The sequence below is a fragment of the Microbacterium sp. cf046 genome (assembly GCF_900114345.1).
In the GTDB taxonomy this organism is placed as follows: domain Bacteria; phylum Actinomycetota; class Actinomycetes; order Actinomycetales; family Microbacteriaceae; genus Microbacterium.
Window position 1 is genome coordinate 861,828 of sequence record NZ_FOZJ01000003.1, and the last position, 12,482, is coordinate 874,309.

A 12,482-nucleotide genomic window follows, 5' to 3' on the forward strand; every position below is an offset into this window, starting at 1 on the left:
ACGAAAGGACGCCCCCGTTGGCAACAGGCAAGAAGCTCGTCATCGTCGAGTCCCCGACGAAGATGAAGTCGATCCAGGGGTACCTCGGCGACGACTACGAGGTGCTGAGCTCGGTCGGGCACATTCGCGATCTCGCGAGCAAGAAGGACATCCCGGCCGACAAGAAGACGGCGTACGGCAAGTATTCGATCGACATCGACAACGACTTCGACCCCTACTACGTCGTCAACGATCGCAAGACCAAGACGGTCGCCGAGCTCAAGCGCGCCCTCAAGACCGCCGACGAAGTCCTGCTCGCAACCGATGAGGATCGTGAGGGAGAGGCGATCGCATGGCACCTCCTCGAGGTGCTCAAGCCCAAGGTCCCCGTCCACCGCATGGTCTTCCACGAGATCACGAAGGACGCCATCCGCGCGGCCGTTGACAACACGCGCGATCTCGATCTCGCCCTCGTCGACGCCCAGGAGACCCGCCGCGTCCTCGATCGGCTGTACGGCTGGGACGTGTCGCCCGTGCTCTGGCGCAAGGTCGGCAGCGGGCGCGAAGGCGCGGCGCTGAGCGCCGGTCGCGTGCAGTCCGCCGCGACGCGGATGGTCGTCGACCGCGAGCGTGAGCGCATGGCGTTCGTGTCGGCCGGCTACTGGGACGTCGAGGCGCTCGCCGTGGCCCTTCGGGCTGCCGATGCGACGGAGGAGAGCTTCACGACCCGCCTGGCGCGTGTCGACGGCGCGCCGCTCGCCCGGGGAACCGACTTCGACGACCGCGGTCAGCTGAAGAAGGTCGTCGTCGTCCTGGACGAGTCCAAGGCCCGTGCGCTCGCGGCCGCGATCGAAGGCGTCGGCCAGGCATCCGTCACCGCCCTCGATTCCAAGCCGGGTACGCGCAGCCCGAAGCCCCCCTTCACGACCTCGACGCTCCAGCAGGAGGCGGGTCGCAAGCTCTCGATGAGCGCGAAGCACGCCATGAGCGTGGCCCAGCGCCTGTACGAGAAGGGCTTCATCACCTATATGCGCACCGACTCGGTCGCACTCAGCACTCAGGCGATCACGGCCGCGCGCGCGCAGGCGGTGTCGCTGTACGGCGAGAAGGCCGTTCCGCTGAACCCGCGCGTGTATCGCAGCAACAGCAAGAACGCCCAGGAGGCGCACGAGGCCATCCGCCCCTCCGGCGAGGAGTTCCGCACGCCGTCATCGGTGTCGGGCGAGCTCGATCGCGATGAGCAGCGCATGTACGACCTGATCTGGAAGCGCACGATCGCCAGCCAGATGTCGGATGCCAAGTACGAGACGACGACCGTCACCCTCGCTGTCGACGCGCCCGTCGACGGCGTGGTGCAGCGGGCCGAGTTCACGGCATCCGGCACGGTCTACACCTTCAAGGGATTCCTGGAGGCGTACGAGGAGGGCCGCGACGAGAAGCGCAGCGACGCCGACAAGGCCGACGACCAGTCGCTGCCCGTGCTGGCCGTCGGAGACACACTCCGCATGAAGGAGGTCGAGCCCAAAGGGCACGCCACGACTCCGAAGCCGCGCTTCACCGAGGCGAGCCTCGTCAAGGCGCTGGAGGAGAAGGGCATCGGCCGACCCTCGACGTTCGCGAGCATCATCGACGTGATCCTCGATCGCGGCTACGTCACCAAGCGCGGAACGGCGCTCGTTCCGAGCTGGCTCGCGTTCAGCGTGATCCGGCTGCTCGAGGAGCACTTCGCCGACCTCGTCGACTACGACTTCACCGCCGCGCTCGAAGACGACCTCGATGCGATCGCGCGCGGGGAGCAGCAGCGCACCGCCTGGCTGCACGACTTCTACTTCGGCTCCAACGCGCAGCCGGGTCTGCGCAACATCGTCGAGAACCTCGGCGAGATCGATGCGCGGGAGCTGAATGCGACGCGAATCAGCGACACCACGACGCTGCGGTTCGGAAAGTACGGCCCCTACCTCGACATCATCGACCCCGCCGACGCCGATGCTCCGCCGCGCCGCGTCAATATCCCCGAAGACCTCGCTCCCGACGAACTCACGCCCGAGAAGGCTCAGGAGCTCATCGACGCGCCGGTCGCGGGCAACCGCGTGCTGGGCGAGAACCCCGGCAACGGCAAGCTCGTCGTCGTGAAGGACGGCCGGTTCGGCCCCTACATCGAAGAGACCGAGCCCGAAGACCCCGAGGCCGTCGACGAGGCGACCGGCGAGATCGTCGAACCGGCGCCGAAGACCACAGCGAAGCGCGGTGCCGCGAAGAAGGATGCCGCGCCGAAGCCGCGCACTGCGTCGCTGTTCAAGTCGATGTCGGTCGACACGATCGACCTCGAGACGGCGCTGCGCCTTCTCGACCTACCGCGCATCGTCGGAACGGACCCCGAATCGGGCGAGCCGATCACCGCGCAGAACGGACGCTACGGTCCGTACCTGAAGAAGGGCACCGACTCTCGCACGCTCGATGCGGAGCAACTGATCTTCGACATCGACCTCGATCAGGCGCTCGCGATCTACGCGCTGCCCAAGTACGGTGCGCGACGGGCGTCCACCGCGCTCGCCGAGTTCGACAACGACCCGGTCAGCGGCAAGCCGATCCGCGTGCGCGATGGACGCTTCGGCGCGTACGTGACCGACGGCGAGACCAACGTCACGATCCCGCGCGGCCAGACCGTTGCCGACATCACCTATGAGATCGCGGTCCAGATGATCGCCGACAAGCGCGCCAAGGGGCCCGCGCCCAAGCGCACTCCGGCGCGGAAGGCGACGACCGCCCGCAAGGCGCCGGCGAAGAAGTGACCCCCGAGGCTCCCGAGGCGTCGGGCGCCGGGCACCCGGCCGGGCTGTTCATCACGTTCGAGGGCGGCGACGGCGTGGGCAAGACCACCCAGTCGGCACTGCTCGAGGAGTGGCTCGCCGCCCGCGGGCGCACCGTGGTGCGCACCCGCGAGCCCGGCGGCAGCGAGGTCGGGGTTCTGATCCGCGACATCGTGCTGCACCATCGCGGCGAGGTGACGCCCCGAGCCGAAGCCCTGCTGTACGCCGCGGACCGCGCACACCACATCGAGACGGTCGTTCGCCCCGCGCTCGAGCGCGGCGACGTCGTCATCCAGGATCGCTATCTCGACTCGTCCGTCGCGTACCAGGGCGCCGGACGCGTGCTGGGGCGCGAGGAGGTGCGCGACCTGTCACTGTGGGCGACCGGCCACCTGCTGCCGGACCTCACGGTCCTGCTCGATCTCGACCCCTCTGCGGCGCGCAAGCGGCTCGACGCCGACGACAAGCCGTTCGATCGCCTCGAGTCGGAGCAGTCCGCGTTCCACGACAGCGTGCGCACCGAGTACCTCGCCCTCGCGGATGCCGAACCCGATCGCTTCCTCGTGCTGGACGCGTCCCGCGTCGCGGCCGATCTGGCGACGGACATCCAGGGCAGGGTCCAGTCGATCCTCGATGCCGATGCCGCAGACGGCGCCGTCGGCAGCGCCGATTAGGCTGGAGCACATGGACAGCGCGGCGGTTGCGGCTGCTCCCGCGGCGGCAGCGGCAGAGGTTCCGTGGGGTGCCGTCTGGGGGCAGGACGAGGCTGTCGCGACGCTGCGGGCCGCGGCATCCGACCCCGGATCGATGACGCACGCGTGGCTGATCACCGGCCCTCCCGGATCCGGTCGGTCGACCCTCGCCTACGCGTTCGCGGCGGCCCTCATCGCCGAACCCGGAGACGAGCAGGCGATGCGCCAGGTGCTCGCCGGCACCCACCCCGACATGACCGCCCTGCGCACCGAGGGCGTGATCATCTCGATCAAAGACGCTCGGGCCCTCGTCGAGCGCTCGTATTTCAGCCCGTCGCTGGGCCGCTACCGGGTGATCGTGATGGAGGATGCCGACCGCATGGTCGAGCGCACCTCCAATGTCCTGCTCAAGGCGCTCGAAGAGCCGCCAGAGCGCACTGTGTGGGTGCTGTGCGCGCCGAGCGATGCCGACCTGCTCCCGACGATCCGATCGCGGGTGCGCACGCTGCGCCTGCGAGAGCCCGACATCGCCGATGTCGCGCGCCTGATCTCGCAGCGCACCGGCATCGACCTCGCCGTCGCAGAGCAGTCCGCGCGTCACGCCCAGCGCCACATCGGCATGGCGCAGCGACTCGCAACAGATACAGCCGCCCGAACGCGCCGCGACCAGATGCTGCGCGGCGTCCTGGCCGTCCGGGGGGTGGGCGACGCGGTTGAGGTCGCAGGCCGGGTGGTGGCCGCCGCCACCGACGACGCGAAGGCGCTCACCGCCGAGCGCGATGAGGCGGAGCGCTCCGGTCTGCTGCGGACGCTCGGGATCGCGGAGGGTGCCGCGGTGCCACCGGCCGTGCGCTCGCAGCTGAGCGCCCTCGAAGACGATCAGAAGCGCCGCGCGACGCGAAGTCTGCGCGACGGCATCGATCGCGTGCTGACCGACCTTCAGTCCATGTTCCGCGATGTCATCATGCTCCAGTTCGGCCGCGGCGGCCGATCGGACGGCGACCTCATCAACCGAGAGCTCGAGCCGGAGCTGCGAGAGCTCGCATCCGCGTGGTCCGTCGATCGAACGCTCGTCGTGCTCGACCAGATCGCCGAGACGCGCCGCAATCTCGAACAGAACGTCGCACCCACCCTCGCCCTCGAAAGCATGCTCGTCACCGTTGCGAGCGGGAGAACTCCGTGAAGCACACCTCATCGCGCCGCGGGCGCAGGCTCGTCGCGATCATCGCGGGTCTGGCTGCGGCATCCGTCGCCCTGTCCGGGTGCCTGTACTCCCTCATCCCCGAGTCGAAGCCGTCGTCGACGACCAGTCTCGCCCCCGACACCGATGGCGTCTCGGCCGACCTGCTGCCGTTCTACGAGCAGACCCTGTCGTGGTCGGAATGCGGCGGTTTCGAATGCACGACCGTCACCGCGCCGTTGGACTGGAACGACCCGGGCGCCGGAGACATCGAACTGTCCGTGATCCGCCAGAGGGCCGTGTCGGGTGAGGCGATCGGCTCCCTCCTCACCAACCCCGGCGGCCCCGGAGCAAGCGGTGTCGGCCTCATCCGCGACAGCATCGACTTCGCCGTCGGCTCGGCCCTTCAGGAACAGTTCGACGTGATCGGATTCGACCCGCGCGGAGTCGGCGAGTCGACTGCGGTGCGGTGCTACGACGCAGCCGACATGGACGCCTACCTCTTCGACATCCCCGCCGATCCGCGCGGAACCGAAGGCTGGACCGCCGAGCGCACGCAGTGGAACGCGGACTTCGCCGACGCGTGCGAGGCGAACAGCGACGGCATCCTCCCCTTCATCACCACCGAGTTCGCGGCGCGCGACATGGACCTCATGCGCGCCGTGCTCGGGGACAAGCAGCTGAACTACCTCGGCTACTCGTACGGTACGTTCCTGGGCGCCACGTACGCCAAGCTTTACCCCGAGCGCGTCGGCCGGCTCGTGCTGGACGGAGCGATCGACCCTACGGTGTCGGGCGTGGATGTCAGCACGACCCAGGCGATCGGGTTCGAGTCGGCCCTGCGCGCCTACATGACCGACTGCCTCGGGACATCGGACTGCCCCTTCAGCGGTACCGTCGACCAAGGCATGGCAGACCTCGGAACGGTGCTCGCGAGCGTCGAGCAGTCGCCGCTGCCGGCCGCCGACGGCCGCCTCCTCGGAGCCGACTCGCTCCTGACCGGCATCATCGCCGCGCTGTACGCCGAGGAGAGCTGGCCATACCTCACGATCGCGTTGGCCGACGTCCTGCAGGGGGATCCCGAGGTCGCCTTCCAGCTCGCGGACTTCTACTACAGCCGCGAGAACGGCGCGTACCTCGACAACTCGACCGAGGCGTTCCGGGCGTACAACTGCATGGACTACCCCGACGACATCACCGACGAGGCGCAGGCGGCCGGCGACGCGGAGATCGCCGCCCAGGCGCCGACCGTGGCGCCGTACTGGTCGGGTCCGGACTCCTGCGAGAACTGGCCGTACCCGCCCACCGGCACGCGCGGGGTGATCACCGCCGACGGCGCGGCTCCGATCGTGGTGGTCGGCACCACGAACGACCCAGCGACACCGTACGAATGGTCGGTCGCCCTCGCCGACCAGCTCGCGTCGGGGGTGCTGATCACGCGCGTCGGCGAGGGACACACGGGCTACAACAAGGGCAACGCGTGCGTGGATGCGGCCGTGGAGGCGTACCTGCTGCAGGGGACGGTTCCCGAGGACGGCCTGCGCTGCGAGTAGAGCGGATGCCGGAGCCGCTCGCGTTCGCGGGGGCCCCGGCGACCCTGTAAGATCGATGATCGTGCGCAGCGCGAGCGCGGCGCGCCACCTTAGCTCAGTCGGCAGAGCATCTCACTCGTAATGAGAAGGTCGAGAGTTCGATTCTCTCAGGTGGCTCCACATTCACCTGGTCACGTGGGCTTTGATTGATTCCGGAAGGGATCACGCAGTGGCCGATTGGACACTTGTAGGACACATTTCACCGCCTGACCAGGGTTTCGGGTCCGGCCCGGTCGCGTTCGTCGACGCATCTCGACTCGCCTGGCGTCGTCTCGCGCACCTCTTGTGTATGACCGAACTCACTCCCAACGGCCTCGAGGACGTGTTCACCACGAGCGAGCTCGCGGCGCATTTGAAGGTCTCCCGGCAGGTGATCTACGACCTCCGCCACAACGGCCAGGGACCACGTGGATTTCATGTCGGCAAAGAGCTGCGCTACACGGTCTCGGAGATCAACGCCTGGCTCGAACAGCGATCGGACCCGGTATCGGAGGGCGCCGTCGATGCCCGGTAAACCGCGGACCGAGGTCGGCACGTTCGGTGCGATCTCCGTTGCGAAGCTGCCTTCCGGTGCGATGCAGGCACATTGCCGGTTCCGTGACTGGGATGGCCGGCTCCGGCCGGTGACGGCCACAGGGGCGACGAAGGCAAAGGCTGTCGCCGCTCTCCGCGCAAAGCTTGTCGAGCGCGATCGTTTCCCCGACGCAGGGCAGCCCGTCACGCCCGACACTCCGTTTCCCCAGCTGGCCGCGCTCTGGCTGGACGAAGTCGAGGCCAGTGTGCGGCTGTCGGACGGCACAAAGCAGCTCTACGCGACCGAAGTTCGGACCCTGCTAATGCCCGCCTGGGAGCATCTGACACTTCGCGAGATGACGACGGGACGGCTGGAGCGCTTTCTCCGGGCGCAGGAGGCGGCGTCCCCTTCGAAGGCCAAGCAATCCCGCGTGTTGTTGAACCTGATCATGAAGTTCGCAATGCGCCACGATGCAATCCGCCACAACCCGGTCTCCGGCACCTCGCCGCTTCACAAGGCGCCCTCGACGCCGAAAGCATTGACGATGGCGGAGATCACTCGGATCCGCAAGGCGGCTCGTGAGTGGCGCACAGGAGGTGGCCTCCCGGGCCCGAAGCCCGATGGTCAACTCCGCGAGATCATCGAGGTCATGCTCGGCAGCTCGGCCCGCATCGGCGAAGCGCTCGCACTACGCAAGTGCGACGTCGACATGACGGCGAGTCCAGCGACGGCGCACATTCGCGGCACGATCGTGGTTCGGAAGGGTCAGGGAGTATTGCGTCAAGACTGGCCCAAGACACACAAGTCAGACCGGATCGTGGCAATACCGCAGTTCGCGGCTGAGGTCATTCGGCATCGCCTCGCGCTGATCGACGACAATGACCCCGAGCACTTGTTGTTCTTCACCAAACGGGGGACGCCGATCACGCCGTACAACGCGCGGCGAACCTTCCGTCAGGTGCTGCGCGAGGCGGGCCTGGCGGGGCAAGGCATCAAGCCGCATTCGTTCCGAAAGACGGTTGCGACGCTCATCAGCGAAGAGGCGAGCGATGAAATGGCCGCCGAGATGCTTGGTCACGCCGATACCGCGGTCACCAGAGAGCACTACATCGAGCGCAAGCAGAAAGCGAACCCCGAGACCGCACGGATACTTGAGGGGCTCGCGCCGCCCAACGACGGGCTGCCCCCTTCGTGAGGACTCATCTCCGCATCGGCTGCCAGTTCGTGTCGCTCAGATGGCGTAGTTATGCAAAGACTATGGCGAGGGTCGCGGCGGCGTGGTCCGTTACGTCACACCGCACCGGCACCGACAGTCGCATAGAAGGCTCGCTCCGCTTCGCGTCGTCGCTCCACATCCTCGAGGACGAACTGGACGAAGTCCTCGTCGCGATTCGTGATGGCGACGTCGTCTGTCGCGCCCGCTGGAGGTTCTCCCGGCCACGACGTCTGGCGTGTCGGCCGATCCTTGTCAAGCCGCGTGCCGCAGGTGCTTGCCCACTCCCGCAGCCGCTGACGAGCGTCTGCGAAGTCGTGATGCCAGCCGAAGGGAGCTGATCCGTGCTGGTCGGGGTCGTACGCACAGAGCCAGTGGAGATGCAGTGCCGAGAGTTCCCAGACCAATTCAGGATGCCGATGCCACAGCGGGGGTAGGACAGACGCAGGGAGCCCGTACGTTTGGCGCAACCAATTGACCCATCGGTTCAGAATGATCCACTCCGTCTCGGCTTGCTCCGCGTTGAGAAGGTTCCAATTCACCGGACGGGGAGGTTCGGAGGAGGTCGGTCCATCAAGGTCGTCATCGGCCTCGGCGGGCCGATGCGGTCGGGGTTTTTCCTCGGAATAGCCCGTCGGTCGGGGTGACATCGGGATCCGTCAGAGGCCGAGTGCGGTGGCAGCGGCGCCCTGGGACTGTGTCGGATTCATCTCCCGCGTGAGTACCTCCCGATTCGCGACGGTCCTCCGCGTGCGATCTACTTCGTAGTTGGTGCGGGCGAGGTCGTGTCCGAGCTTCTTCGCGACGAATTCCTGGGCTTCGACGACTTGACCATCGCGCTCGACGGTGAAGGTGTGGATGTATCCCTCGGCGATGAAGCTGTCTCCCTTGGCGAGTCGAGCCAGAGCTCGCTCGGCGGTGGCTCGGTAGGCGACCATGTCATGAAAACTGGGTTCGAGTTCGGTGAAGCTGCCGTCCTCGTTGCGGCGGAAGTGTGGCTGCCCGATCCGGACGTACAGGCGACTTTCTCCAGTCGATGTGATGCTCTGCTGGGGCTCTGAAGCGATGAAGCCGGAGATGGATTGCTGGGTGTGAAGTGCCATCGGACTGATCCTCTGTCGAGGCGGACCGGGGTGTCCGCTCTACCGAGGAGGTGCGCGCGACGTCCCGTCTCGGTTAGCGAGCGGCACGTCGGCGCTCACCAATATGCTCGTCGTTGGCCGAGAAGGGGATGCCGGTCATCGGAACGAACAAACGTCACGCGCAGTACTACGACCGACTCATGAACGATCGCATCGTGCAACGGCTCGCCGAGGAAAGTCCGCTGCAGTCACTGACTGCGCAGGAACGTCAAGAAAGTGTCCTCCCCGTCACCCGCGACCCACAGCCGAAGAAGTGCAGAGCTTGGGTCCGGTTCGGGCCGCACGCCACCCAAGTCGACGGACTCGTGGTCGTCTGGAACGACGTCGCCTGTGGAATCGAGTTCACCGTCGGCGATCAACAGATGCGCTGTTGGGTCTGGGCGAACGCCGTCACTCCGGCGGCATGAACGCTGAGACCCTGCGGATACGTTGTGGACGCTCCTGACGGTCCCAGAGTTGAACGGCGGGCCGCTGAGTGTCAGCGGTCGCCCTCAACCCACGTGATCATCGTCGGGGCGCGTCCCATCCAGATTGAAATCAGGACGCTCTCGCAGCAGTGACTCGAGCGCGGATCGATCAGTGAGCAGCAGCTTCGCGTCGCGTCGCGATGTCCAGGTCCGCAGCCGCGTCACCATGGGCGGGGCCGCGCGAAACATCACCAGCCCTGTGCCGAACGGCAGGGTGCGTATGACATCCGGGGGCATGATCGCAACACGGCGGATCGATCGTTGCGACGAGCGCGCGCCGCGGTCGCCGACCGTCGTGGACTCAGTAGCCTCGTCGCGTTCCCCGACGAGGGTGGAAAGGTCTTGAAGGTCGCGAGAGTTCGACCCACCGCCGAGGATGACCTTGACGATCGACGCGTCCCAGATCGCCCCGGCCGCGTTGTCGCTCCATTTCGACCGCGCCTGGGTGAGGGACTGCAGGACGGGCATCGTCGTGATCCCAGTGCCGCCGCCCTCGGCCATCAGGGTCGGCAGAGACGGAAGCGGAGCGAGGTTGCCGATCTCGTCCAAAGCGAGCAGCAGCGGTGGGTCGAGGCGCGCCCCCGGATTGCGCGCCGCGATCCGGCGCGCAGACTCCACGACATCCTCGACGAAGGCCGCGACGAGCGCAGCCGAGTTGTTGGCGCCGGCGCCAGTGGCGAGGAGGAACAATGTTCCATTGCTGCGCAGGAAGGACTCGGGGTCGAACGACTCGCCCTCGGCCGGAGACACGGCGGCGAGTACACGCGGATCGGCGAGCGCACCGAGCGCGAGAGACACGCCCTGCCATATCGAATCGCGCGTTCGGGGATCGGATTCGAGCATGGCTTGCAGGGAATCGGCCCAGCCCGTCGCTGCGCGTGAGTCGTTGACGAGGATGGCAACGGCATCGGAAGCGGCGGCGGGGTCCAGCGTCCAGCGGAACAACTCGCTGGGTGGCCGGCCGGCCAGTGCGGCGGCGTGGAGCAGAGACTGGAGCGCGGTACGAGTCTTGGACTCCCAGAATCCGCCAGACTCAACACCGCCGGCGGCCAGGCCCGTGCCAGCGGCGAGCCCCGCCGCTCTGATCATCGCCGTCAGTGGGTTCTCGCATCCGCGGATGGGGGACCATCGCAGTCCTGCGGGCACTCCTTCAGTCAACTGTTGCGGGTCGAAAACGGCGACAGGTCCGATGCGAGCGCGTGCTCGCAGTGTGGCGGTGAGGTTGTCCGGGCGAGTTGATGTGGTGACGACGGGGCCGGGTGCATCAAGGATCGAGTTGATGACGATGTGTGCGCCCTTGCCGGATCTTGGGGGACCGATGACAAGGATCGAGTCCTCGACGCTCGCCCAGACCGCGGATGATCGCGCGTGGCCGATCAGATACCCGACGTCGCATGGCGCAGCATTGGTGAGTGACGGTCGCAGGTGCGCGGCTCGCCGCATCAACGCGCTTCGTGAGGCGGCTTTCGCAACGTCCTCGCGGGCGGCTATCCCTGCAATGCGGTGCGGGTCGAGCCGGCCCGCCCGGCGATGGCCGCGGATAATTCGCCAGACGAGGATACCGGCGCTTGCGCTCGCAGCCATGAGCAGACCTGCGCACACCCAGTAGGCGGCCGGGTCGAGCCCAGGCGCTCGCAGCGCGGTAGCGGGATCGCCGGGGTTGAGGAGCACGGCGATCCCCGCGTCGACCCCGCCCGCGGGCTGGCCCAGACCGCTCAGCCACGTGGCTGCGGACCCGGCTATCCGAAGGAGCGCCGCGATCACGACTCCGGTGATGAGGACTCCGAGGCCGAGGTTGGTCAGCTCGTCTCCGTGGCTGCTTGAAGCCCCTGGCATGCTCATGGGAGCACCCGGTCGGGGTTGTGTGCGGCGATCACTAGAGGCTGATGTCCGGTTCGAGGCGAAGCGGACGGCGCGTGTTGGTCGCGAAGCCGATGGGCCTGTCGAGTCCGGCGCTGTTCGTGGAGTCCAGGAGGTCTATCGCATCGCGGGTCTCGGTGACGATCGTCGCAATCCCTTCCTGCAGCAGTCGATGGCAGCCGGCGCTGGCGGGGCTGGTCACGGGTCCGGGGACCGCGCCGATGGGCTTTCCGAGCGCATGGGCTTGACTCGCAACGTTCAGCGATCCGGAGCGGTAGCCCGCCTCGACCACGACAGTGGCGCCGCTCAGCGCGGCGAGGAGTCGGTTGCGTTGCAGAAACCGCCAGCGCGTCGGCGCGGACCCGGGAGGCAGTTCGCTGACGAGCAAGCCGCCGGAGTCCTGAATACGTTCGAACAGCTGCTGATTGCCGACAGGATAGAAACGGTCGAGGCCGGTTGCCAGGACTGCCACCGTTGCCCCCGGACGGGCCGTCGTGGCTGCCCGATGTGCGGCACCGTCGATCCCGTATGCGCCACCGGAGTAGATGATCCGGCCCTGTGAGGCGAGGTCGGCTGCGAGCTCCGTAGTGACCTGTTCGCCATAGCTCGTCGCGGCTCGGGCGCCGACAAGGGTGATGCGGCTTGCCGCGACACCTTCGAGCCGGCTGGGCTGCCCGCTGAGCCAGAGGGCGAGCGGCGCCTGAGTGCCGAGCTGCTGGAGCTCGGCAGGCCAGGCCAGATCCTCCGTTGTCAGCATGGTCAACGCGCGGCGCTCCATCTCGTCTCGGACGCGGTCCACCTGGCCCGGGTCGAGGCGGGGCGCCAGCCTTCGCCGCCACAGGCTCCCTTCCGTCGGATCGATCGACGCCGGCAGAGCACTGTCGGATGCAACGAGGGCGAGGGTCTCGACGGCGCCCACCCGGGTAACCAGGGTTCCGGTGACGTTGTCGCCGGGTTCGGATGCCGCGGCCAGGCTGATGCGGGCGAGCCGGTCTTCGGAGAACGAGTGGCCCATGAGGTGCCTCCTTGGTTG

General features: G+C 67.5%; 11 protein-coding genes and 1 tRNA gene. 8 read left to right on the forward strand and 4 right to left on the reverse strand.

The window, feature by feature from the left end; genetic code table 11:
* The first annotated feature begins 17 nt into the window (after positions 1–17).
* The 7 genes from topA to BM349_RS16495 all read left to right on the forward strand — a co-directional run bounded on the left by topA (position 18) and on the right by BM349_RS16495 (position 7,962).
* Positions 18–2,771: a type I DNA topoisomerase gene (gene topA, locus BM349_RS16465; RefSeq protein ID WP_091708401.1), complete on the forward strand. Its 2,754-nt coding sequence runs from the start codon at positions 18–20 to the stop codon at positions 2,769–2,771.
* On the forward strand, positions 2,768–3,463 hold the full coding sequence (gene tmk, locus BM349_RS16470) for a dTMP kinase (protein ID WP_091708403.1): 696 nt from the start codon (positions 2,768–2,770) through the stop codon (positions 3,461–3,463). Before topA ends, tmk begins: the two co-directional genes overlap by 4 nt.
* 10 nt (positions 3,464–3,473) lie before the next feature.
* Positions 3,474–4,664 carry a DNA polymerase III subunit delta' gene (locus BM349_RS16475; protein WP_091708405.1) on the forward strand — a complete coding sequence of 397 codons (1,191 nt, stop codon included), beginning with the start codon at positions 3,474–3,476 and terminating at the stop codon, positions 4,662–4,664.
* Complete coding sequence (locus tag BM349_RS16480) at positions 4,661–6,214, forward strand: alpha/beta hydrolase (RefSeq protein WP_091708407.1); 1,554 nt, start codon at positions 4,661–4,663, stop codon at positions 6,212–6,214. Before BM349_RS16475 ends, BM349_RS16480 begins: the two co-directional genes overlap by 4 nt.
* 83 nt (positions 6,215–6,297) lie before the next feature.
* A tRNA-Thr gene (locus tag BM349_RS16485) sits at positions 6,298–6,373 on the forward strand.
* A gap of 169 nt (positions 6,374–6,542) precedes the next feature.
* On the forward strand, positions 6,543–6,767 hold the full coding sequence (locus tag BM349_RS16490) for a helix-turn-helix transcriptional regulator (RefSeq protein ID WP_091708409.1): 225 nt from the start codon (positions 6,543–6,545) through the stop codon (positions 6,765–6,767).
* Entirely contained in the window at positions 6,757–7,962 is a 1,206-nt protein-coding gene (locus tag BM349_RS16495; RefSeq protein ID WP_175525337.1) for a tyrosine-type recombinase/integrase, read from the forward strand. Before BM349_RS16490 ends, BM349_RS16495 begins: the two co-directional genes overlap by 11 nt.
* A 95-nt stretch (positions 7,963–8,057) precedes the next feature.
* On the opposite strand, the gene BM349_RS18985 is transcribed toward BM349_RS16495, so the two are convergent.
* Positions 8,058–8,630, reverse strand: coding sequence for a hypothetical protein (locus tag BM349_RS18985; RefSeq protein WP_091708414.1), 573 nt, complete (start codon positions 8,628–8,630; stop codon positions 8,058–8,060).
* 9 nt (positions 8,631–8,639) lie between these two features.
* The gene (locus BM349_RS16505) at positions 8,640–9,083 is read right to left on the reverse strand and encodes a single-stranded DNA-binding protein (RefSeq protein WP_091708417.1); all 444 of its coding nucleotides are present in this window, start codon (positions 9,081–9,083) and stop codon (positions 8,640–8,642) included.
* 113 nt (positions 9,084–9,196) lie between these two features.
* Between BM349_RS16505 and BM349_RS16510 the strand changes: the two genes are divergently transcribed.
* Positions 9,197–9,529 (forward strand): hypothetical protein, encoded by a 333-nt coding sequence (locus tag BM349_RS16510; RefSeq protein WP_254773950.1) that lies wholly within the window; start codon positions 9,197–9,199, stop codon positions 9,527–9,529.
* A gap of 84 nt (positions 9,530–9,613) precedes the next feature.
* Here BM349_RS16510 and BM349_RS16515 read toward each other — a convergent pair whose 3' ends face one another.
* The gene (locus tag BM349_RS16515; protein ID WP_091708419.1) at positions 9,614–11,431 is read right to left on the reverse strand and encodes a type IV secretory system conjugative DNA transfer family protein; all 1,818 of its coding nucleotides are present in this window, start codon (positions 11,429–11,431) and stop codon (positions 9,614–9,616) included.
* 34 nt (positions 11,432–11,465) lie between these two features.
* Positions 11,466–12,464: a DNA-processing protein DprA gene (gene dprA, locus BM349_RS16520; RefSeq protein ID WP_175525338.1), complete on the reverse strand. Its 999-nt coding sequence runs from the start codon at positions 12,462–12,464 to the stop codon at positions 11,466–11,468.
* Positions 12,465–12,482: the final 18 nt, after the last annotated feature.